The sequence below is a fragment of the Nocardioides sp. HDW12B genome (assembly GCF_011299595.1).
Classification (GTDB): Bacteria; Actinomycetota; Actinomycetes; order Propionibacteriales; family Nocardioidaceae; genus Marmoricola_A.
In genome coordinates, this window is sequence record NZ_CP049867.1 from 2,561,225 (window position 1) to 2,582,374 (window position 21,150).

Genomic DNA, 21,150 nt, shown 5'->3' on the forward strand with positions numbered 1-21,150 from the left:
CCGAGGAGGAATCCCATGGTTGCCGTCGCCGCACGCCCGCGCCCCCTCTCCCTCCTCGACTGCTGGAGCAGACGTGACCCTCTCCCCGCCGTTCCACCCCGGCTCCCCTGAGCCGGCCGGCACCCGTTTCACCCTCGACTTCACCGCCACCGACGACCTCGACGAGTCCACGCAGCGCTGGACGACGTACTGGGACGTCGAGCGGCTCTGCCGCGGCCCCGAGCCGGCGCCCGGCTGGGTCGTCGCCGACCGCGCCGCCGTGGACACCGAGCTCGGTGTCCTCAAGACCGGCAAGGAGGCCGACGTCTTCCTGCTCGAGCGGGCCGTGCCCGGCACGCCCGGCGTCGTGATGGCGGCGAAGCGCTACCGCTCCCCCGAGCACCGCACCTTCCACCGCAGCGCGACCTACACCGAGGGCCGCCGCATGCGCAGCACGCGCAGCACTCGGGCCCTCGAGAAGGGCACGCGCTTCGGCCGGGAGGTGGCGGCCGGGCAGTGGGCGTCGTCGGAGTGGGAGGCGCTGCGTGAGCTGTGGCTGGCAGGGGTGCCGGTGCCCTACCCGGTGCAGATCGACGGCACGGAGATCCTCATGGAGCTGGTGGTCGACCCCGAGTCGCCGGACCTCGCGCCCGCGCCCCGGCTGGCCGCGACCCGGCCCGACCCGGAGCGGTTGCGGTCGTACGTCGAGCAGGTTCGCGACCTGCTGGGGGCGCTGGCCCGTCGGGGGATCGCCCACGGCGACCTGTCGCCGTACAACGTGCTGGCCGCCGGGGAGCGGCTGGTCGTGATCGACCTGCCGCAGGTCGTCGACATCGTGGCGAACCCGACCGGGACCGACTTCCTGCTGCGCGACTGCCGCAACATGGCGACGTGGTTCACCCGCCGTGGGCTGGCGGTCGACGCCGAGGACCTGTTCGCGGAGGTGCTGGCGCAGGCGTACTGATCCGGCTGCCCGCGTGGTACCGGTGGTGCTCGGGGGGTGAGCCGGCGGGCGCCGGGCATGCTGGGCGGGTGACGACCCCAGATGCCGAGACTGCCGCGGTGGCCGCGCGCCGCGTGCGCGAGATCGAGACCCTGGACGAGCTCGACGGCCTGCTCGCCACGGGCGCGCGCTCGATGCGCGGGTGGCGGCTGCAGGGCCTCGACCTGCGGGAGTACGACGACCGGCTGGCGGGACTGGACGCGACCGGGGCGGCGTTCCTGGGGTGCTGGACCTCTCCGTCGTTGACCGACCGGCTGCGCGACGGTGGAGCGGTGGTCCTGCCCCGCATCGAGGGGCTGCCGTTCTCGCCCTACCGGGGGCTGCTGTACACCCCCGCGGAGCTCTACGCCGGTCTCGAGGACGGCTACGAGGCCACGTTCGACGCGCGGGCCTACCGGTGGTCGGTAGACGCTCGCGTCGAGCACGACGCACTGCTGGCCGCCGCGGCGGCGCTGCACGACCACGCGGTCGACGACGCGCTCGGCGAGGCGCTCGCCGGGCACAGGACGGTCGGCGTCATGGGTGGGCACAAGCTCGACCGCGGCACCGACGGCTACCGCACCGCGGTCGAGCTCGGGCGGCGCCTGGCCGGTCACGGCCTGCTGGTCGCCACCGGGGGCGGACCGGGCGCCATGGAGGCGGCGAACCTGGGTGCCCGCCTGGTCGAGGCCGACGAGGCCGAGGTCGACGCCGCCGTGGAGCGGCTGGCGGAGGCACCCGACCACGTCGGGGCCGAAACCGCGTGGGCCCGGGCCGCCGCGGTGGTCGCCGCGGACCTGCCCGAGACGACGACGATCGGCGTCCCGACCTGGTTCTACGGCCACGAGCCGCCGAACCTCTTCGCCACCCACGTCGCGAAGTTCTTCGCCAACGCCCGCCGCGAGGACACGCTGCTGCGGCGCTGCGACGCCGGCATCGTGTTCCTGCCCGGGGCGGGCGGCACGGTGCAGGAGCTGTTCCAGGACGCCTGCGAGAACTACTACGCCGCCGAGGGCGAGGCAGCCCCGATGGTGCTCGTCGGGCGCGAGCACTGGACCGAGCGACTGCCGGTGTGGCCGCTGCTGCAGGCGCTGGCCGAGCAGGGCGGCTTCGCGGAGCGGATCTTCCTCGTCGACGACGTCGACGCCGTCGACGACGCCCTGGGCTGAGCGCGGTGTCGGTTTCACTGGGTACCTAGTGATGTTGGCGCTTCCCGAACGAAGTTTCGCTCGGGAAGTGCCGGTTTCACTAGGTACCCAGTGAAACCGACAGGCTCATCCGGCGCTGGCCTCGCTGGCGGCGAGCTGCCCGCAAGCGCCGTCGATCTCGCGGCCGCGAGTGTCGCGCACCGTGACCGGCACGCCCTTGGCCTCGAGCCGGCGGACGAACTCGCGCTCGTCCTCGCGGCGGCTCGCCGTCCACTTCGACCCGGGGGTGGGGTTGAGCGGGATGAGGTTGACGTGGACCCAGCCCCAGTCGCCGTACGACTGCAGGACGTCGGCGAGCATGTCCGCCCGCCAGCCCTGGTCGTTGATGTCCTTGATGAGGATGTACTCGATCGACACCCGCCGACCGGTGCGCTCGGCGTAGTGCCAGGCCGACTCCACGGCCTCGGCGACCTTCCAACGCGTGTTCACCGGGACCAGCTCGTCGCGCAGCTCGTCGTCGGGCGCGTGCAGCGACAGCGCGAGCGTGACCGGGATGCCCTCCTCGGTGAGCTGGTTGATGCGCGGCACGAGGCCCACTGTGGAGACCGTGATCGAGCGGGCCGAGAGCCCGAGCCCGTCCGGGTTCGGCTCGGTCAGACGGCGTACGGCGCCCACGACCGCCTTGTAGTTGGCCAACGGCTCCCCCATGCCCATGAACACCACGTGCGAGAGCCGCCCGGGACCGCCGGCGACCTCGCCGGTGGCCATCTGACGGGCGCCCCAGACGACCTGGTCGACGATCTCGGCGGCCGACATGTTGCGCTGCAGGCCGCCCTGGCCGGTGGCGCAGAACGGGCAGGCCATGCCGCAGCCTGCCTGCGACGACACGCACATGGTCGCGCGGCCGGGGTAGCGCATGAGCACGGACTCGACGAGCGCGTTGTCGAACAGCCGCCACAGCGACTTCACGGTCGTGCCCTTGTCGGCGGTGCGGACCGAGACCGGGTCCAGCAGGCGCGGCAGCAGCTTGTCGACCAGCTCGGCGCGCTGCGCGGCCGGCAGGTCCGTCATCTGCTCGGGGTCGTCGACCAGGCGCGCGAAGTAGTGGGCCGACAGCTGACGGGCCCGGAACCCGGGCAGCCCGGCGTTCTCCGCCAGCTCCTTGCGCTCAGTGGGCGAGAGGTCGGCGAGGTGCCGCGGGGGCTTGCCGCGGCCGCGCGGCTCCTCGAAGACGAGCGGCAGCAGGTTCGGGCCCTCGGCGGGCACGGCGGTCGTGGGGGTGAGTTCGGTGTCGCTCATGGCCCTCCCAGTGTCCCCGCTGGGACCGCCATGCGCGAACCGACCGCCGCCCGGCCCCGCTCCGCGCGCGTCAGGGGCGACGCACGACGTACGACGAGGTCCAGATCGGGTCGATCTTGACCGGGGTGCCCGAGCGGCTGGAGTGCACGATCCGGTTGTTCCCGATGAAGACGCCGGCGTGGTAGGCGTTTCCGTTCTTGACGAACAGGATGATGTCGCCCTTGCGCTTCGCCGACTTCGACACTGCGCGCAGACCGGCCTTCTGCTGGTCGGTGGTGCGCGGGATGCTGCGCCCCGCGCGCGCGTAGGAGAACGAGGTCAGCCCCGAGCAGTCGAAGGCGTTCGGGCCGGCGGCTCCGTACCGGTAGGGGTCGCCGCGCTGCGCCAGGGCGATCTTCATGGCGCGCAGCCGCTGGGACTCGGTGGTGCGGCTGGTCGCGGCCTCGGCGTGCTGGCCGCTGTCCTCGGTGGGCAGGCCGCCCAGGAGACCGGTGAAGAGGATCGTGCCGAGCACGACGACGAGCGAGCGTCTGAGGGCAGACGTGATGACAGACATGGATGTCCCTTCGTCCACGCCTGTGAAATGTGACCTGTCGGGTTCGGGCTGACGGTGCCCGCTCAGCTGCGCTGAGCTCACCCCAAGGCTCGGCCGCACGTCCGGGGACGGTGCGGCGGAGCCGTGATGCTCGGGTATCCCACGTCCACCCGTGTACGAGGCGGATCGGAGCGGGTGGACCTCGGCGCTCTCCGACCGGCGGGCCCAGCGGCTCGCGCCGAGAACTGTACGACGGCGCGCGGCCGTGTTGGCCGGATCCGGCGGATCCGGGTGCGAGCCCTGGTCCTACCGGCACACGCGGTCCAGGCCGCTCCTCCCGTAGGCCTCCGCCACGAGGTCCTCGCGCACCATCAGCACCTCCTCCGACGGCACGAGCACCACGTCACGCACGTCGCAGCCGACGACCGCGGACACCCCGACGCGGCGCGGGGAGGACCGGCACGTGGGCATCTCGCCCGTCCCGACACGGCGCCCGACCCGGAGCTCCCGCCACGGGCGCTCGAACCGGGATCCGACGCCGTCGTACACCCGCCCGTCGAAGGACAGGGTGGACTCCACGGTGCACTCCGCGTAGCTGCGCTCCTCAGGCGAGCAGGAGGCGCAGAGCGTCAGGACGGCGACCGCCGCGACCGTGCTCCACCCTCTCGTCACGACCCTGGGACGCGCAGCGGCGAGGAGCGGTTCCTCAGAGCAGGTGCGCCACGTCCCACGCGATGGCGACGACGGCCACCGCGACGAGCAGCCCGAGCCACGCGAGCACCAGGCGGGTGTCGCGCAGCAGGCACTTCGAGCGCAGCAGACCACCGCGCCGCGCCTTGGAGTACGCCGTGAAGGCCAGCGTCGCGAAGACCAGCACCGCCCAGGGGCCGAGCAGCCAGCCGAGGAGCGCGACCGTGGTGAAGACGCACAGCTTCAGCGGGTCGACGCCGGGCTCGTCAGAGGACGAGGCGTCCACCGCGCCGCCGTACGCCGCCCCCTGGGCCGCTGCCCGCTCCCGCCACCCGGGGTCCAGCGAGCCGGGGTCCAGCGAGCCGGGGTCCAGCCGGCCGGCTCCTGGTCCGGCGTCCTGCCCGCTCACGGCCGCACCGTCGGTGTGGGGAGGAGGGCGGGCAGGGCGTCGGCGCCGGTCGCGGTCGACAGCCGCCGCTCCCCCAGCGGCGCCCAGGCCTGGACCGCGCAGAACGGCGCGCACTGGTGCGACCCCTCACGCTCCCCCGACGCCGGTCCGGCGACCGTGGCGACGTGGACGCAGCACTGCGTGAGCCGCTCCTCGATCATCGTGTGCATGTCCATGAACGGCTTGACCGTCACCCGCAGCACCCGCTCGCCGAGCAGCCGCCGCATCCGCTCCTTCTGACCCGGCAGCCTCGAGGCGGCCAGCGTCGCGAGCGTGCCGACCCCGATGTCGCAGCTCGAGCAGATGTCGGTCCAGATGCTGCTCATCGACGGGTGTGAGAGCGAGGACTGCTCGCTCAGCAGGTCGAGCAGCGACTGGCGCAGCACCTTCTTCATCGACGCCGGGATGGTGTCGTCGGCGATCCGGTTGGCCAGCAGCTCGGGCTCCAGGTCGAGCCAGTCCTTGAGCCGCTCGGGCCCGATCAGCGAGACCAGCGAGCGCCAGGTCCCCGAGTCGTCGCGCAGCAGGTAGCCCACCGAGCAGCAGTGCGGGTGCGAGCACGGCAGCGCCGTCAGGTCGCGCCACGTCACCTGCCCCGCGGTCTGCTCCTCGAGCCGCGCCAGCACCCCGGTGTGGGTGAGCCGCTCCATCGGGTCGATGCCCGACGAGCGGCCCGAGCCGAACACCGGCTGGATCGTGACGCCACCGACGTACGGCGTGTCGAAGCCGCGCTTGAGCACCGCCCCGATCTCGTCGTCGTTGACGCCCAGCGCCGCGGTCATCGTCAGCGTCATGAAGACGCCGCGCGAGGCCAGCCGCTCGATGGCGCGGTCCTTGAAGCGGCGGATGTCCGCGCCGCGGTGGTGGATCGACGCCTCGGCCGACTCGCCGTCGTACTGCAGGTAGACCTCGACCCGCTCCCGGTGCCGCGCCAGCAGGTCGACCAGCGCGTCGTCGCGCGAGATCGCCAGCCCGTTGGTGTTGACCAGCACCCGCACGACCGGCCGGGCCGCGACGGCGTCGAGCAGCTCGGCCAGCCAGGGGTACAGCGTCGGCTCGCCCCCGGACAGCATGAGCACGTCGAGCCGGCCGTTCTCCTTCGCCAGCCGGGCGTCGATCGAGGCCAGCACCTGCTCCAGCGGCGCCACGCCGGCCCGCGCGGGCGCCGACTCCGCGAAGCACGTCGGACACTTGAGGTTGCAGTGGTCGAGGACGTCCTCGAGCAGGATGCAGGTGTGCTGGGACTGCATCTCCGGCAGCCCGTGCTCGTAGGCCGCGGGCACGGGCAGGAAGTTGCCGGTCAGGTCGGGCTGGTGCACCTTGGTCGGCGCCGTCCACTCCTCGAGGTAGGACAGGATCTCGGCGGACTCGTCGTACAGCGTCCGCACGAGCCCGTGGTCGGGGCAGCCGCGCTCCAGGAAGACCCGCTCCCCGCGGACGGCCAGCCAGCCCGACAGACGCCGTACGTCGGCCAGCGGCCGGTGCGGCTGCTCCTCGTGGCAGTGCGGGCAGAAGGCGTTGACGTACCGGTGCACCCGCCAGTCACGGGTCGGCATGCCGGGGCCGCGCGGCGTCGTGGTCATGCGGGGACCTGCTCTCGGGTCGGCGCGGCGGAGCGCCGCAGGATCGGGTCGTAGCGGCCGCGCCGGAAGCCGACGACGAGGCGTCCGAGCAGCAGCGGCAGGGTGAGGGCCAGGAAGAGCTGGGGCCGGGTCAGCCCCTCCCAGGCGACCTCGTTGCCGCGGATGAACTCGACGAGGAAGCGCACGACGGCGTAGGCGGCGACGTACAGCACGAAGGTCTCCCCCGGTGCGGTCAGCCGGTGACGCATCCAGAACCAGATCGCGGCGAAGGCGAGCAGGTGGAAGGCGATCTCGTAGAGGTGCGACAGGTGCAGCGGTACGCCGGCCGGCGACCCGGTCCGCGCCGCGGTGGCGTCGTCGAGGGTGACGCAGAGGACGTCGCAGCCGGCCGTGCCGGGTCGCTCGGTCAGCAGGCAGCCGATCCGGCCGATGCCCATGCCGAGCGCCACCGCCGGGGCGAACAGGTCGCCGGTGCGGGCGCGGTAGCCGCACAGCCGCTTGGCCACGTGCACGCCCAGCCACGCGCCGACCAGGCCGGACAGGATGCTGCGGTTGCCGAGCAGCCACTGCTCGGCGAAGGAGGCGTTCTCCCGCAGGTCGACGTGCTGGAGCCAGGTGCCCAGCCGCATGAGGATCGCGCCCCCGAGCAGCGCACCGGTGACGACGTACAGCAGGCGCTCGTCGCGCTGGCCCCGGCGGCGGGCTTCCGCGAGGAACACCACCGTGGCGGCGACGACGCCGAGACCCACGAAGACGCTGTGCGTCGACAGTGGAAGGTCGGTGCCGAGCAGGTCGCCGAGGGTGGGGTACATCAGTGGGCGCCGCTCAGGGCGGCGATGAAGAGGCCCCAGACGCCCAGGCAGGAGGCCGAGCCGACGATCATGCCGATCGACATGCCCATGAGCAGACCGGCGCCGGCCTTGCGGAGCTTGCGCGAGAGCAGCATGCCGATGCCCACCACGATGGGCAGGCCGAAGCCGAGGGCGATGCCGAACCCTCCGAGGGCGTCGGAGCCCGACGTGCTCGCCACACCGGAGCTCAACCAGATGCCCAGCCACGGCATGACCAGGAAGCCGAGCGCGAGGCCCAGCAGGAGACCGCCGACGACGGCGAGCGGGTGGCGCCGCTTGCCCGGCGGGGGCTGCCACGGCTGGCCCGGGGGCGGAGCGCCCGGATAGCCGGGGCCCGGGGGCGGAGCGCCCGGGTAGCCCTGCCCCGGCGGCTGCTGGCCCCACCCGGGGGGCTGCTGGCCCCACCCGGGGGGTGGCTGGCCGCGGTCGGGCGGCGGGACACCGCCCTCCGGGGGCGACGGGCGTCCGTCGTCAGGAGGCGGTACGCCGTCGTCGGGCGGTCGACTCGTCATGGCTCGCAGTCTCACCCGCGGCGGCAGCGAGTCGTGTGAGGCGCGACGAGGGGACTGCTCGCGGGTGGCTCGCGGGCGCTCGGGGCTGCTCGCGCCGATCAGCCGGCGTAGCTGCCCTCGACGAGGCCGAGCAGGCCCAGGCAGGTCGCCGACCCCACGATCATGCCGATCGCCAGCCCCAGCACGACGCCGGCACCGACCGAGCGGAAGCGCGGCGGCACGAGCAGCAGCACCCCGAGCACCAGCGGCACCAGCAGGACGTGGATCAGGTTCCAGGAGCCGTCGCCCGCCTTCACGGTGCTGTCCAGCAGCAGGAACACCACCCACGGGAGCCCGAAGAACCCGGTGAACAGCCCGATCAGGACCCCGAGGCCGGTGAGCCGGCGAGGGCGCTCCTCGGTGCTCAGAACGGCCCCATCCCGAAGACCAGGACGGTCATGACGAGTCCGACGAGCCCGCCGGTCAGCAGCCCGGTGGCCAGGCCCCGCAGCAGGCCCCGCCCGCCCTCGCGGACCGAGCGGACCAGCAGGAGCCCGAGACCGAGCAGGAACGGCAGGGCCGGGGACACCAGGCTGGCGGAGTCCTGGTCGGACTGCGCCAGCGCCGGGAACAGCGAGAACAGCACGAAGCCGACGAACAGACCCACGAGGGTGCCCAGCGTGACGAGCACCGGCTTCTGGCGCGACGGCGGGCTGGAGGACGGCCCGCTCGGAGAGCTAGAGGACGGCATAGTGCAGCAGCAGCCAGATGGGCGCGACGGTCGCGAGCAGCGAGTCGAGGCGGTCCATGAGGCCGCCGTGGCCGGGGATGACCTGCGACATGTCCTTGATGCCGAGGTCGCGCTTGATCACCGACTCGACGAGGTCGCCCAGCGTGGCCATCACGACCGCGATGAGGCCCAGTGCGACACCGACCCACCAGTCGCCCTCGAGCAGGTAGTCGACGAGCAGCCAGCCCGCCACCACGCACGCGAGGGCGGAGCCGGCGAAGCCCTCCCACGACTTCTTCGGGGAGATGACCGGGGCCATCGGGTGCTTGCCGAACAGCACCCCGGCGACGTACCCGCCGATGTCGGAGGCGGCGGTGACGGCGATGAAGGTGATGATCGCCTTCACGCCGTCGTCCTCGGCCAGCAGCAGCGCCACGAACGAGCCGAGGAACGGCACGTAGAAGATCGTGAAGACCGACGCGGTGGCGTCGCGGACGAAGCCGTCGATGCCGCGGCGCAGCAGCCACAGCATGGTGACCAGGCCCGTGACGGCGGTCGCGGTCACCAGCGGCTCGGTGCCCTCGAAGTACGCCGAGACCACCATGACCGTGCCGCCGAGCATCAACGGCTCCTGCGGCAGGTTGATGCCCTTGGCGCGGAACCCGCGGTCGAGCTCCCAGATGGCGACCAGGACGGCGGCGACCACCACGATCATGAACAGCCACTTGAGGAAGACCAGGGACACGATGATCATCGTGGCGAGGCCGACGCCGGAGGCGATGGCGAGCGGGAGGTTCCGACCGGCGCGGCTCTGCTTCGTCGCGGTCGACGGCGGGGGCCCCGACGGCTCGGGAGTGGCGGCCGGGGTGGAGGGGTCAGTCATGCGCGGCCTCAGACTTCGAGGAGCTCGGCTTCCTTGTGCTTGAGCATGTCGTCGATCGCGTCCGTGTGCTTCTTGGTCAGCCCGTCGAGCCGCTTCTCCGCACCGGTGACGTCGTCCTTGCCGACCTCGCCGTCCTTCTCGAGCTTGTCGAGGGCCTGCTTGGCGGTCCGGCGGATGTTGCGCACCGAGACGCGCCCCTCCTCGGCCTTGCCCTTGGCGAGCTTGATGTAGTCGCGGCGACGCTCCTCGGTCAGCTCGGGGAAGGTCACGCGGATGGTCTTGCCGTCGTCGGTCGGGTTCACGCCGAGGTCGGAGTCGCGGATGGAGCGCTCGATCGCCCCCATGGCGCCGGCGTCGTACGGGCTGATGATCACCACGCGCGCCTCGGGCACGGTGAAGGACGCGAGCTGCTGCAGCGGGGTCGGGCTGCCGTAGTAGTCCGCGGTGAGCTTGTGGAACATCGCCGGGTGCGCACGGCCGGTCCGGATCGACGCGAAGTCCTCACGCGTCACCTCGACGGCCTTCGACATCTTGCTCTCGGCCTCTTTGAGGGTGTCGTTGATCAAGACTGCTCCTTCGTCGTCGGGCGGCCACCGGCGAGCGGCACCCGTAGGGGGATCATGGTCGGCCCGAGGGGGCCGTGGTCACACATCCCGCGAGATCGTCGTACCGATCTTCTCACCTGCGACGACCCGGGCGATGTTGCCGTGCTCGGAGAGGTTGAAGACCACCATGGTCACGTCGTTGTCGCGGCAGAGGCTGATCGAGGTCGCGTCGGCGACCTTGAGGCCCCGCGTGAGGAACTCGTCGTAGGTCAGGTGGTCGAACTTGACCGCGCCGGGCTCGCGGTTCGGATCGGCGTCGTAGACGCCGTCCACGCCCTGCTTGCCCATGAGGATGACCTCGGCGCCGACCTCGAGCGCGCGCTGCGCGGCGACGGTGTCGGTGGAGAAGTAGGGCATGCCGGCGCCGGCACCGAAGATGACCACGCGGCCCTTCTCGAGGTGGCGGATGGCGCGGCGCGGGATGTAGGGCTCGGCGACCTGGCCCATCGAGATGGCGGTCTGCACGCGGGTGGGGACGCCCTGCTTCTCGAGGAAGTCCTGGAGGGCGAGGCAGTTCATCACCGTGCCGAGCATGCCCATGTAGTCGGCGCGGGCCCGCTCCATGCCGCGCTGCTGCAGCTCGGCGCCGCGGAAGAAGTTGCCGCCGCCGACCACGATCGCGACCTGGACGCCGCTGCGGACGACCTCGGCGATCTCGGCGGCGATCTTGTTGACGACGTCGGGGTCGACGCCGATGCGTCCGCCGCCGAACACCTCGCCCGACAGCTTCAGCAGCACTCGCTGGTATCCGCTCATCTGCTTCTCCTTCGGTGCGCTCGCCTCTGGGCGCACCCTAGTCGACCCGGACGACTGGGGGTGGTGCAGGGATGGTGCCCGCAGGACGGTGCACGCGTGGCCGGGTCCCGCGGCTGCGGGACCCGGCCACGCGGGGGGATCAGGCCCCGACCTCGAAGCGGGCGAACCGCGTCACGGTGACGCCGGCGGCGTCGAGGACGGCCTTGACCGACTTCTTGTTCTCGGAGACCGACGGCTGGTCGAGGAGGGCGACCTCCTTGAAGAAGCCGTTGAGGCGACCCTCGACGATCTTGGTGAGCGCGCCCTCGGGCTTGCCCTCCTCGCGCGCGGTGGCCTCGGCGATCTCGCGCTCCTTGGCGACGACGTCCGCGGGGACCTCGTCCCGGGAGACGTACGTCGGGCGCATGGCCGCGATCTGCATGGCGGCGCCGCGGGCGACGGCCTCGTCGCCACCGGAGTACTCCACCAGCACGCCGACGGCGGGCGGCAGGTCGGCGGCGCGACGGTGCAGGTAGGTCACGACCGGGCCGTCGAACACGGCGACGCGGCCGAGCTCGATCTTCTCGCCGATCTTGACCGCGAGGGCCTCGACGACCTCGCCGACGGTGCCGTCGCCCATCGGGACGGCCTTGAGGGCCTCGGCGTCGGCCGGCTTCGCCTCGGCGGCGACGTCGGCGATCTGCTGGGCGGTCGCGACGAAGTCGGGGTTCTTGGCCACGAAGTCGGTCTCGCTGTTCAGCTCGACCAGGGCGGTGCCGGAGGAGGCGACGAGGCCGGAGCTGGCGGAGCGCTCGGCGGCGCGCTTGGCGGCCTTGCCGGCGCCCTTGACGCGCAGGATCTCGGTGGCCTTCTCGAAGTCGCCGTCGGCCTCGGTGAGGGCCTTCTTGGCGTCCATCATGCCGGCGCCGGTCTGGTCACGGAGCCGCTTGACGTCTGCAGCGGTGATGCTCATGAGAGATGTCTTCCTTCGTCTGGGGGCGTCTGGGGGCGCCCGGGGCGTCGTGGGTGCCCGGAGGAGGTGGGTGCAGGACGGACCGACCGCCGCCCCGACCCCGGCGAGGGGGTCGGAGCGGCGGTGCGGGTCGCGTCAGGCCTGCGAGGTCTCGGTCGCCTCGGAGGACTCGGCAGCGCCGTCGGTGGTCTCCTCGGCCTGCGGGGTCTCGGAGGTCTCCGGGGTCTGGGCCGGGGTCTCGGCGGTCTCCGAGCTCTCGGCGGCCTCGGGGGTCGCGCTGCCCTCGGAGGAGGCGCCGGTGGCCTCGGCGGCCGGGGTCGACTCGGTCGCGGTGTCGCCGCCGGTGGCAGCGACGGCGGCCTCGTCGGCCTGCCCGCCCAGGAGCTCGCGCTCCCACTCGGGCAGCGGCTCCTCGCCACCGAGCTCGGCGCCGGTGGCCGCCTGCTCGCCCTTGACGCCGGCGCGGGCCATGAGGCCCTCGGCGACGGCGTCGGCGACCACGCGGGTCAGCAGCCCGACGGCGCGGATCGCGTCGTCGTTGCCCGGGATCGGGAAGTCGACCTCGTCGGGGTCGCAGTTGGTGTCGAGGATGCCGATGATCGGGATGCGGAGCTTGCGCGCCTCCTCGACGGCCAGGTGCTCCTTCTTGGTGTCGACGATCCAGACCGCGGACGGGGTCCGGGTCATGTCGCGGATGCCGCCCAGGGTGCGGTCGAGCTTGTCACGCTCGCGCTTCATCCCGAGGAGCTCCTTCTTCGTGCGGCCGGAGCCGGCCACGTCGTCGAAGTCGATCTCGTCGAGCTCCTTGAGGCGGTTGATCCGCTGGTGCACGGTCTGGAAGTTGGTGAGCATGCCGCCCAGCCAGCGCTGGTTGACGTAGGGCATCCCGACGCGCGTCGACTGCTCGGCGATCGCCTCCTGGGCCTGCTTCTTCGTGCCCACGAACATCACGGTGCCGCCCTTGGCGGTGGTGTCCTTGATGAACGCGTAGGCGCGGTCGATGTAGGCCAGCGACTGCTGCAGGTCGATGATGTAGATGCCGTTGCGCTCGGTCATGATGAAGCGCTTCATCTTGGGGTTCCAGCGACGGGTCTGGTGCCCGAAGTGGACGCCGCTCTCGAGGAGCTGACGCATGGTGACGACGGCCATGGCCTTCGACTCACTTTCGTGTGCGCACCGCGGCGCGCGGCCCGGATCTCCGGGGCCGCAGGCGGTGGTGCTGTTCTCGGTTGTCGCGGGCCGCGGGTTGCGGCACGCCCTGAGGCTCGGCGAGGACCCTCACCGACGAGACGTTCCTCGTGGGACCGAGAGGGTGCCTGCCCGCGGGCTCCGCTCCCCTGGCGGGTGACGGAGCGCTGTGCGGTTGGACGAACCTGCGATAGTCGACCCGGTTCGTGCAGGCACGGCGCGGGTCGCCACCGGTGAGTGTACGGGAGGACCGGGGGTGCTCGCGAACCGCCGGGTTGTCCACAGATCCGGGCTCGCGGCCCCGGCCGTCCGCCTATCCGGGTCAGCCTGGGCCATGCCCCTTCCCAGTCTCCTCCTCGGTGTCCTGCCCAGTGCCCCTCTCGCGCTCGGCACCGCCCTCGCCCCCGTGGCGGGGCTGGTGCTGTCGGGTCTCCTGGTCGGGTCCACCCCGGAGACGGGTACGGCGACCGCGGCCCGCTCCCCCGCCGACGGCATCGCCGCTCGCTCCGGGTCGACGGTGCCGAGGGATCCGGCGCCGGCCCGCGGGACCTGGCCGCTGGCGCCGGTGCCGTCGATCGCGCGTCCCTTCGACCCGCCCGAGCAGCGGTGGTCGGCCGGCCACCGCGGCGCGGACCTCGTCGGCCGTCCCGGTCAGCCGGTGCGCACAGCCCTGGCCGGGACGGTGTCCTACGTCGGTCGGATCGCCGGTCGCGGCATCGTGACGGTCGACCACGGCCGGGTGCGGACGACGTACCAGCCGGTGGCGGCCGTGGTGCGGCGTGGCGACGAGGTGGCCGAGGGACAGGTGATCGGGCGGCTGCTGCTGGCCGGCAGCCACTGCGCGCCGGTCGCCTGCCTGCACTGGGGGCTGATCCGTGGCGACACCTACCTCGACCCGCTCACGCTGGTCGGCGCCGTCCCCCAGCCCGTGCGGCTCTACCCCTGGTGATCCCCGCTCAGGCGCGGGGGTGGGCCTGCTCGTAGGCCGAGCGGAGCCGGTCGCGGGTGACGTGGGTGTAGATCTGCGTGGTGGCCAGCGAGGCGTGGCCGAGCAGCTCCTGGACGCTGCGCAGGTCGGCGCCGCCCTCGAGCAGGTGCGTGGCCGCGGTGTGCCGCAGGCCGTGCGGGCCGAGGTCGGGGGCGCCGGGCACGTCCGCGATCCGGCGGTGCACGACGGTCCGCACGGTCCGCGGGTCGATGCGTCCGCCGCGGGCCCCGAGGAACAGGGCCGGTCCGGACCCGGGCCGCGCCAGCTGCCCCCGGACCGCGCGCCACCGGTCCACGGCGGTCGCCGCGGGGGCGCCGTACGGGACGGAGCGCTCCTTGCGGCCCTTGCCGAGCACCCGGACGACGCGGCGGCCGTCGTCGAGGTCGTCGACGTCGAGGCCGCACAGCTCCCCCACCCGGATCCCGGTGGCGTAGAGCAGCTCGAGGACGGCGAGGTCGCGGCACCCGATCGGGTCCTCGTGGTGGGCCTGCTCGGCGGCGGCGTCGAGCAGCAGGCGGACCTCGTCCTGCTTCAGCGCCGCCGGCAGCGGCCGGTGGGCCTTCGGCGAGGCCAGCGCCGCCCCCGGGTCGGTGGGGAGCCGACCGGTGCGCGCGAGCCACGCGGTGAACGCCCGGGCGGAGGCCGAGCGACGGGCCATCGTGGCGCGGCTGCGCCCCAGCGTCTGCTGCTGGGCGAGCCAGCTGCGCAGCGCCCGGAGGTCGAGGGTGGCCACCGAGTCGTGGCCCAGCATCGTGAGGTGGGCCGCCAGCGACCTGAGGTCGCCGGTGTAGGCGCGCAGCGTGTGGGGGCTGACGTCGCGCGCCGACGTCAGGTGCCGCTCGAAGTCGGCCAGCGGCTCGACGAAGCCCTCCGCGACCTCCGGCTGCTCGGACTCCTCCACCCGCTCAGGCTAGGCGGCCCGGCACCCCGGCCCCGTCATTCCGGCTGCGGCGCGCGGCGCCAGGAGGCGCCCTCCGCCCGGACCAGCCCGACGGACCGCAGCCGGTGCAGCGCGCGGGTGGTGTCGGCGACGGAGAGGCCGGCGGCGTGGGCGACCGAGACAGCGGCCGCCGTGTGCACCAGCGGCACGGCGTCGAGCACGCGCATCTCGAGCAGGTCCAGGGCGTCGGCCGGACGCTCGGGCGCGCGACGCGGGAGGACGGTGGCCGTCCCCACCGGCGCCAGCGCCTCGACGACGTGCTCGCCGCGCGTCACGAGCGAGGCGGCCCCGGTCCGCAGCAGCTCGTGCACGCCCTCCGACGGCGCGCTGGTGACCGGCCCGGGCACGCCCATGAGCACCCGGTTGAGCCGGGAGGCCCAGTTGGCGGTGTTGAGCGCGCCGCTGCGCACGGCGGCCTCCACGACCACCGTGCCCGCGCTCATCGCCGCGATGACCCGGTTGCGGGCCAGGAAGCGGACGCGGGTCGGCGGCAGGCCGGGCCGCAGCTCGGAGACCACCGCGCCGTGCTGCGCGAGGTGGTCCAGCAGCGGGCGGTGGGCCGAGGGGTAGGCCCGATCCACCCCGCAGGCCAGCACCGCCACGGTCGTGCCCCCGACGCCGAGCGCTCCGCGGTGCGCCGCTTGGTCGATGCCGAAGGCAGCCCCCGAGACCACCGTCCGGCCCTCCGACGCCACCGCGGCGGCGAGGTCGCCCGCCACCGAGGTCCCGTACGTCGTGGCCGACCGCGACCCGACCACCGCCACCCCACCGGCTGCCACGTCGTCGAGCCGGAGCGGTCCCCGGACCCACAGCCCGAGCGGCTGGCCGCCGAGGCCGCTGACGGCGTCGACGTGGTCGAGCTCGGCCAGGCACGCCGGCCACTCGGCGTCCCCGGGCACGACGTAGCGGATGCCGGCCGCGGCCGCCCGCGCCAGCACGCCGGCCGGGTCCAGCCCGTCCTCCCGCATCCGCACGTCCTCACGCAGCCCCAGCAGCTCGCCGTCGGCGGCCAGCTCGGTCGCCAGCGCCTGCGCCCCCATCACCCCCAGCAGCCGCGCCACCCGCGGGTCGCCCGGCTCGGTCAGCACGTTGAGGCGCACCCGCGCCTCCCGCTCGTCCTGGTCGGCGCTCATCCGGCCCTCCTCGCCAGCGTCGCCTCGGCCAGCGGCTCGCCCGAGCGCAGGCGCAGCGCGACCTCCACGGCCTCCGGTCCGGGCGCCTCCCCGCCGTCGTGCGGCTCGAGCAGCGACGGGTCGAGGTCGGCCACGGTCCACGCCATCCGGTGCACCCGCGTCGCACCGCGCCGGGTCAGCCCGCCTCGGGTCAGGGCGGTGTCGACGAGGCCCAGGCCGGCGACCGTCAACGGCCACCGGGCGGACAGGGCCGGTCCCGGCACGTCGGCGTTCACCCGCCACGGGGTGCCGGCGAGCCGGAGCCCGGCGCGCTGCCGCGCTGCCGCGACGCGAGCGCGCACCGAGGCCGTGTCCTCCGGACGTCGCAGCGGGTCGCCGACCTCCCACGGCCGCACCGGCATCACGTGGCGCTCGATGTCGATGCGGTCCTTCACCGGGGCGGAGAACTTCTCGCGGTAGCCGCGCCGCTTCACCTCGCCGCACGTGCAGCGGTCCGCTGCAGGGTCGGTCGAGTAGTCGCCACAGGGGCACGGGTTCGCCCCGAGCACCACGATGGACCGGGCCGGGAACGTCGCCACGTCGTCCCCGCGGGTGATGGTGATCTCCGCGCTCTCCAGCGGCTGGCGCAGCGCGTCGACGATGTCGGCGCGGAACAGCGGGAACTCGTCGAGCAGCAGCACGCCGTGGAGCGCGCGGCTGATCTCCCCGGGGTGGACGCGGCCCGTGCCCCCGCCCAGCACGCTGACCTTCGACGCGCTGTGGTGCGGCGCCCGGAACGGCGGACGGGCGTCGGTCAGCCGGCGCGGCACCTCCCCGGCCAGCGACTGCACGGCGACCAGCTCGAGGGTCTCCTCCACGCTCAGGTCCGGGAGCAGCCCGGGCAGCCGCTCGGCCAGCGTCGTCTTGCCGGCGCCCTTCGGGCCGGTGAGGAGCAGGTGGTGCCCGCCGGCCGCGGCCACCTCGAGGGCGTAGCGCGCGTCGGCCATCCCGTGGACGTCGGCCAGGTCGAGCTCGTCGGTGCGGTCCTCGCCGCGCCAGCTGAGCACCGAGCCCGACCCGAGGGGCTCGACCGGCGGGGCGTCCGGCAGCGGCTCCCCCATCAGCAGCGCCACCGCCTGCGCCAGGCTCCGCACCCCCTCGACCTCGACGTCGGGGACCAGCGCCGCCTCCGGCACGTGCAGGTCCGGCACCACGACCCGGCGCACACCGCGGGAGCGGGCCGCCATGACCATGGGGATCACGCCGTGCACCGCCCGCACCCGCCCGTCGAGGGTCAGCTCGCCGATGAAGAGCCGCTCCGCCAGCGCCGCGACCGGGATGCAGGGCTCCTCACGCGCCCCGGCGGTCAGCACCGCCAGCGCGATGGCGAGGTCGAAGTGGGACCCGCGCTTGGGCAGGTCGGCCGGGGACAGGGCGATGGTCACCCGGCGCGTGGTGGGCCACTCGAGGCGGCTGTTGACGATCGCGGTGCGGCAGCGGTCGCGCGACTCGCTGATCGTCGGGTCGGGCCGGCCCACCATCGTGGTGGTGATCAACCCCTGGCGCACGTCGGCCTGCACGTCGATGACGTGGCCGCGGATGCCGTCGAGGGTGACCGTGCGCGCGGTCGCGACGCCCATCAGCCGATCCCCCGCACGTGCGTGAAGCGGGCGTCGCCGACGCGGTCCAGCAGCACCCCGACGAGGTCGAGCCGCACCTCCCGGGCCGGCACGTCGTGCTCGCGGAGCCAGCGCGCCGCCAGCCGTCGCAGCCGGGCGGCCTTGGCCTCGCTCACCTGCTCCAGCGGGCTGCCGAACCGGTCGTCGGCCCGGGTCTTGACCTCGCAGAACACCACCGTCGACCCGTCACGCAGGACGAGGTCGACCTCGCCGAGCTCGCACCTCCAGTTGCGGTCGAGCACGACCATCCCGAGCCGTCCGAGGTACGCCGCGGCCTGTGCCTCGCCGTACCCCCCTGTCGCCAACCGCTGGCGTGCTGTCGCCATCTCGACCACCTCCGCGGCCCACTGTCGCCGCGGGGGGCCCGGCGCGGCGGCCGACCGCTGCGAGCGGTGGAGAACGCGACCGACCGAGCGGCTGGGGAGGCTTCCGGGCCCGCTCGGTGCTCGCGCCCGACGACGATCCTTGCCAGACTTGGCGGGCAGGGAGGGTCACCGGCTCAGGGCGGAGGGGCATCATGCGCGGCAGCAGACGGACCGCTCTGGTGGTGGGCGCCGGTGTCCTCATGCTGGTGGCGGCCGCCGTCACCGGCGTCGTGCTGCTGCGCGAGATCCAGGAGCGGGGCGGCACCACCTGGGACGACTACCAGGCCGACAGCCGCGGGCTGCTGGTCCACGTCCGGGCCCGGCCGTGCGACGACCTCGACGTCCTCGACGTGCGGGAGCGCCCCCAGCGCGTCGAGGTCACCGTCGCTGTGGAGTCCGGCGGGCTGTTCTGCTCCGAGCCGGCCGAGGACCGCCGCATCCGGGTGGGGCTGGAGGAGCGCCTGGGCAAGCGCGACGTCTACGACGGGACCTGCCTGGCCGACGGCGAGCCGACCCGCGAGTGCGCGCGCGACGAGCGCCCGGCCGGCGAGCGCGACCGCGAGCGGCGCTAGGGCTTCGGCGGGTCGAGGTCCGACTCCGCGAGCTCCTCGACGTTGACGTCCTTGAAGGTCAGCACCTTCACGTTCTTGGCGAAGCGCGCCGGGCGGTACATGTCCCACACCCAGGCGTCGGTCATCGACACCTCGAAGAAGACGTCCCCGGCCTCGGTGCGCGCCTTCACGTCGACCTGGTTGCACAGGTAGAAGCGGCGGTCGGTCTCGACGACGTACTTGAAGATCCCGACGACGTCGCGGTACTCCCGATAGAGCTGCAGCTCCATCTCGGCCTCGTACTTCTCGAGGTCCTCGGTGCTCATCAGGCCTCCTGCCGGACGGGGGTCGCCAGTCTCTCATCCGCACCCGCGTCCGCGGGCGTCGGCGGCAGCGAGTCGCCCTCCGCTCGACGCACGTTGACGAACCGGCGTCGGTGGACCGCGCAGGGGCCGTGCTCGGCCAGCGCGGCGGAGTGGGTCGGGGTGATGTAGCCCTTGTGGGTCTCGAAGTCGTAGACCGGGTGGTCGCGGTGCAGGTCGGTCATGATCCGGTCGCGGGTCACCTTCGCGACCACCGACGCCGCCGCGATGCAGGCCGCGACGCGGTCGCCCTTCCAGACCGCGAGCCCCGGCACCTCGAGGCCGTCGACTCCGAACCCGTCGGTCAGCACGTACGACGGGCGCACGTCGAGGCGGGCCAGTGCCCGTCGCAGCGCCTCGACGTTGGCGACGTGCATGCCGAGCCGGTCGCACTCCTCGGAGTCGATGACGACCACCGACCAGGCCAGCGCCCGTCGTACGACCTGGTCGTAGCAGCGCTCGCGCGCCCGGGGCGTCAGCAGCTTGGAGTCCGCCAGCCCCGGCACGATGCCGCGCGACGTGGCGGGAAGGATCACCGCGCCGGCCACCAGCGGTCCCGCGCAGGCGCCCCGACCGGCCTCGTCGACGCCCGCGATGGGGTCGAGGCCGTGGCGGCGCAGCGCACGCTCGTAGCCGTAGAGGCCGGCGTCGCGGCGCACGGTGAGACCGCGGGGCAGGACGCTCACCGCCCGGCCGCCTGCCGGTCCGCGTCGTCCTCCTCGGCCGCCTCGACCGCGGCGAACGTGTCGGGCCGGCCCAGGGTCTTGGCGTGGCCCAGCGGCCAGACGACCGCGAAGACCTTGCCGACGACGTCCTCGACCGGGACGAACGCGCCCCCGGGGTCGCCGAGGTGGTAGCGGCTGTCGGCCGACTGCGAGCGGTTGTCGCCCATGACCCACAGCGATCCCTCGGGCACCTTCTGGTCGAAGGTGATCAGCGACGGCTTCTCGCCCCTCGCCAGGTAGGAGGACTCGCGCAGCGGCACATTGTTGACCCGGATCCGCCCCTGGGGGTCGCAGCACCGCACCCGGTCGCCGCCGACGCCGATCACGCGCTTGACCAGGTGGCCGCCGGTCGGGAACAGCCCGACGAGCTCGAGGCCCTTGCTCACCATGTTCTCCGCCGCGGGGGCGTCGGCCTCGTCCAGCCAGCCGCCGGGGTCGGCGAAGACCACGATGTCGCCGCGGCTGGGCTCGGCGTCGCCCCAGTAGGAGACCTTCTGCACGAGGATGCGGTCGTTGAAGACCAGCGTGTCGTTCATCGACCCCGACGGGATGTAGAACGCCTGCAGGAAGAGCGCCTTGATGCCGGTGGCGAGCAGCAGCGCGATCACCAGCAGCAGCGTGAGCTCCTGCCAGAACGGCACGGGCTTGCGGGCCTCGGCCTGCTCGTCGTCCGCGTGCTCCGGGGCCGGGCCCTCGTCGCCGAGGCGGGCGAGGTGACGGCCGCCCTTGCGGTGCCGACCCGGTGGCTTCGCCGGGCCCTCGTCCCCCGAACCGGTCGTCGCGTCACTCACGCGCCGACCCTACCCAGGCCGATCGAGCCGCCGTCGCCGGACGCGCTCAGCGCGCGACGGGCTCGCGCTTCTCCTTGATCTTGGCGGCCTTGCCGCGCAGGTTGCGCAGGTAGTAGAGCTTCGCGCGACGCACGTCACCGCGGGTGACGACCTCGACCTTGTCGATGATCGGGGTGTGCAGCGGGAAGGTGCGCTCCACGCCGATGCCGAAGGAGACCTTGCGGACGGTGAAGGTGCGGCCGATGCCGGAGCCCTGCACGCGCAGGCACACGCCCTGGAAGACCTGGACGCGCGAGCGGTTGCCCTCGACCACCTTGACGTGGACCTTCAGGGTGTCCCCGGCGCGGAACTCGGGGAGGTCGGAGCGCCTCTCGGCGCCGGCCAGCTCGTCGATGACGTTGGTCATGGTGTCTCCTCGTCGGCGCCACAGGTCGCCCACGGACGTGGGTGGGTTCGTGCTCGGGCGGTCCCCGTGGTGCCTCGTGCGCGCGACCCCCTGTGGCAGGTGCGGCGCCGG

General features: G+C 73.5%; 26 protein-coding genes. 4 read left to right on the plus strand and 22 right to left on the minus strand.

The window, feature by feature from the left end:
* Nucleotides 1-73 precede the first annotated feature (73 nt).
* Both G7072_RS11980 and G7072_RS11985 read left to right on the plus strand, forming a co-directional pair.
* A complete protein-coding gene (locus G7072_RS11980; protein ID WP_166086656.1) occupies nucleotides 74-943 on the plus strand; it encodes an RIO1 family regulatory kinase/ATPase in 870 nt (289 codons plus the stop codon).
* Between the two features lie 68 nt (nucleotides 944-1,011).
* A complete protein-coding gene (locus G7072_RS11985) occupies nucleotides 1,012-2,130 on the plus strand; it encodes a Rossmann fold nucleotide-binding protein (RefSeq protein WP_206063097.1) in 1,119 nt (372 codons plus the stop codon).
* Nucleotides 2,131-2,235: 105 nt separating this feature from the next.
* Here G7072_RS11985 and rlmN read toward each other — a convergent pair whose 3' ends face one another.
* The 14 genes from rlmN to rpsB form a co-directional block, all read right to left on the minus strand.
* On the minus strand, nucleotides 2,236-3,408 hold the full coding sequence (gene rlmN, locus G7072_RS11990; protein ID WP_166086658.1) for a 23S rRNA (adenine(2503)-C(2))-methyltransferase RlmN: 1,173 nt from the start codon (nucleotides 3,406-3,408) through the stop codon (nucleotides 2,236-2,238).
* A 70-nt stretch (nucleotides 3,409-3,478) separates the two neighbouring features.
* Nucleotides 3,479-3,964: a C40 family peptidase gene (locus G7072_RS11995; protein ID WP_166086660.1), complete on the minus strand. Its 486-nt coding sequence runs from the start codon at nucleotides 3,962-3,964 to the stop codon at nucleotides 3,479-3,481.
* A gap of 285 nt (nucleotides 3,965-4,249) precedes the next feature.
* Nucleotides 4,250-4,522: a hypothetical protein gene (locus tag G7072_RS12000; protein ID WP_166086663.1), complete on the minus strand. Its 273-nt coding sequence runs from the start codon at nucleotides 4,520-4,522 to the stop codon at nucleotides 4,250-4,252.
* A 127-nt stretch (nucleotides 4,523-4,649) separates the two neighbouring features.
* Nucleotides 4,650-5,042, minus strand: coding sequence for a hypothetical protein (locus G7072_RS12005; RefSeq protein ID WP_206063098.1), 393 nt, complete (start codon nucleotides 5,040-5,042; stop codon nucleotides 4,650-4,652).
* The gene (locus tag G7072_RS12010; RefSeq protein ID WP_166086665.1) at nucleotides 5,039-6,664 is read right to left on the minus strand and encodes a radical SAM protein; all 1,626 of its coding nucleotides are present in this window, start codon (nucleotides 6,662-6,664) and stop codon (nucleotides 5,039-5,041) included. The genes G7072_RS12005 and G7072_RS12010 overlap by 4 nt, the downstream gene beginning before the upstream one ends.
* A complete protein-coding gene (locus G7072_RS12015) occupies nucleotides 6,661-7,476 on the minus strand; it encodes a prolipoprotein diacylglyceryl transferase family protein (RefSeq protein WP_166086667.1) in 816 nt (271 codons plus the stop codon). Before G7072_RS12015 ends, G7072_RS12010 begins: the two co-directional genes overlap by 4 nt.
* Complete coding sequence (locus tag G7072_RS12020) at nucleotides 7,476-8,027, minus strand: hypothetical protein (RefSeq protein WP_166083600.1); 552 nt, start codon at nucleotides 8,025-8,027, stop codon at nucleotides 7,476-7,478. The genes G7072_RS12015 and G7072_RS12020 overlap by 1 nt, the downstream gene beginning before the upstream one ends.
* Nucleotides 8,028-8,125: 98 nt before the next feature.
* A complete protein-coding gene (locus G7072_RS12025) occupies nucleotides 8,126-8,350 on the minus strand; it encodes a hypothetical protein (RefSeq protein WP_166086669.1) in 225 nt (74 codons plus the stop codon).
* 80 nt (nucleotides 8,351-8,430) lie between these two features.
* Nucleotides 8,431-8,697, minus strand: coding sequence for a hypothetical protein (locus tag G7072_RS12030; RefSeq protein WP_166086671.1), 267 nt, complete (start codon nucleotides 8,695-8,697; stop codon nucleotides 8,431-8,433).
* Between the two features lie 46 nt (nucleotides 8,698-8,743).
* Nucleotides 8,744-9,619 carry a phosphatidate cytidylyltransferase gene (locus tag G7072_RS12035; protein WP_166086673.1) on the minus strand — a complete coding sequence of 292 codons (876 nt, stop codon included), beginning with the start codon at nucleotides 9,617-9,619 and terminating at the stop codon, nucleotides 8,744-8,746.
* A gap of 8 nt (nucleotides 9,620-9,627) precedes the next feature.
* Entirely contained in the window at nucleotides 9,628-10,185 is a 558-nt protein-coding gene (gene frr, locus G7072_RS12040; RefSeq protein WP_166086675.1) for a ribosome recycling factor, read from the minus strand.
* A 78-nt stretch (nucleotides 10,186-10,263) separates the two neighbouring features.
* Nucleotides 10,264-10,980, minus strand: a complete 717-nt coding sequence (gene pyrH / locus G7072_RS12045) for a UMP kinase (protein WP_206063099.1) — start codon at nucleotides 10,978-10,980, stop codon at nucleotides 10,264-10,266.
* Nucleotides 10,981-11,119: 139 nt separating this feature from the next.
* A complete protein-coding gene (tsf, locus tag G7072_RS12050; RefSeq protein ID WP_166086677.1) occupies nucleotides 11,120-11,932 on the minus strand; it encodes a translation elongation factor Ts in 813 nt (270 codons plus the stop codon).
* 135 nt (nucleotides 11,933-12,067) lie between these two features.
* A complete protein-coding gene (gene rpsB / locus G7072_RS12055) occupies nucleotides 12,068-13,081 on the minus strand; it encodes a 30S ribosomal protein S2 (RefSeq protein WP_166086679.1) in 1,014 nt (337 codons plus the stop codon).
* Between the two features lie 373 nt (nucleotides 13,082-13,454).
* Here rpsB and G7072_RS12060 point away from each other — a divergent pair, with 373 nt between their 5' ends.
* A complete protein-coding gene (locus tag G7072_RS12060) occupies nucleotides 13,455-14,069 on the plus strand; it encodes a M23 family metallopeptidase (RefSeq protein WP_166086681.1) in 615 nt (204 codons plus the stop codon).
* Nucleotides 14,070-14,076: 7 nt separating this feature from the next.
* Here G7072_RS12060 and G7072_RS12065 read toward each other — a convergent pair whose 3' ends face one another.
* The 4 genes from G7072_RS12065 to G7072_RS12080 are packed head-to-tail and all read right to left on the minus strand — an operon-like array spanning nucleotide 14,077 to nucleotide 18,165.
* Nucleotides 14,077-15,009 carry a tyrosine recombinase XerC gene (locus G7072_RS12065; protein WP_166086683.1) on the minus strand — a complete coding sequence of 311 codons (933 nt, stop codon included), beginning with the start codon at nucleotides 15,007-15,009 and terminating at the stop codon, nucleotides 14,077-14,079.
* 35 nt (nucleotides 15,010-15,044) lie between these two features.
* On the minus strand, nucleotides 15,045-16,181 hold the full coding sequence (gene dprA, locus G7072_RS12070) for a DNA-processing protein DprA (protein ID WP_166086685.1): 1,137 nt from the start codon (nucleotides 16,179-16,181) through the stop codon (nucleotides 15,045-15,047).
* A complete protein-coding gene (locus G7072_RS12075) occupies nucleotides 16,178-17,800 on the minus strand; it encodes a YifB family Mg chelatase-like AAA ATPase (RefSeq protein WP_166086687.1) in 1,623 nt (540 codons plus the stop codon). The genes dprA and G7072_RS12075 overlap by 4 nt, the downstream gene beginning before the upstream one ends.
* Complete coding sequence (locus G7072_RS12080) at nucleotides 17,800-18,165, minus strand: YraN family protein (RefSeq protein ID WP_166086690.1); 366 nt, start codon at nucleotides 18,163-18,165, stop codon at nucleotides 17,800-17,802. Before G7072_RS12080 ends, G7072_RS12075 begins: the two co-directional genes overlap by 1 nt.
* 191 nt (nucleotides 18,166-18,356) lie before the next feature.
* Here G7072_RS12080 and G7072_RS12085 point away from each other — a divergent pair, with 191 nt between their 5' ends.
* Nucleotides 18,357-18,776: a hypothetical protein gene (locus tag G7072_RS12085; protein ID WP_166086692.1), complete on the plus strand. Its 420-nt coding sequence runs from the start codon at nucleotides 18,357-18,359 to the stop codon at nucleotides 18,774-18,776.
* On the opposite strand, the gene G7072_RS12090 is transcribed toward G7072_RS12085, so the two are convergent.
* From G7072_RS12090 to rplS, 4 genes are read right to left on the minus strand one after another with little or no spacing between them, the layout of a single operon-like run.
* Nucleotides 18,773-19,081, minus strand: coding sequence for a DUF2469 domain-containing protein (locus G7072_RS12090; RefSeq protein WP_166086694.1), 309 nt, complete (start codon nucleotides 19,079-19,081; stop codon nucleotides 18,773-18,775). The genes G7072_RS12085 and G7072_RS12090 overlap by 4 nt on opposite strands.
* Nucleotides 19,081-19,803 carry a ribonuclease HII gene (locus G7072_RS12095; protein WP_166086696.1) on the minus strand — a complete coding sequence of 241 codons (723 nt, stop codon included), beginning with the start codon at nucleotides 19,801-19,803 and terminating at the stop codon, nucleotides 19,081-19,083. Before G7072_RS12095 ends, G7072_RS12090 begins: the two co-directional genes overlap by 1 nt.
* On the minus strand, nucleotides 19,800-20,633 hold the full coding sequence (lepB, locus tag G7072_RS12100) for a signal peptidase I (protein ID WP_240916912.1): 834 nt from the start codon (nucleotides 20,631-20,633) through the stop codon (nucleotides 19,800-19,802). Before lepB ends, G7072_RS12095 begins: the two co-directional genes overlap by 4 nt.
* Before the next feature lie 46 nt (nucleotides 20,634-20,679).
* Complete coding sequence (rplS, locus tag G7072_RS12105) at nucleotides 20,680-21,039, minus strand: 50S ribosomal protein L19 (protein ID WP_166086698.1); 360 nt, start codon at nucleotides 21,037-21,039, stop codon at nucleotides 20,680-20,682.
* Between the last annotated feature and the right edge of the window lie 111 nt (nucleotides 21,040-21,150).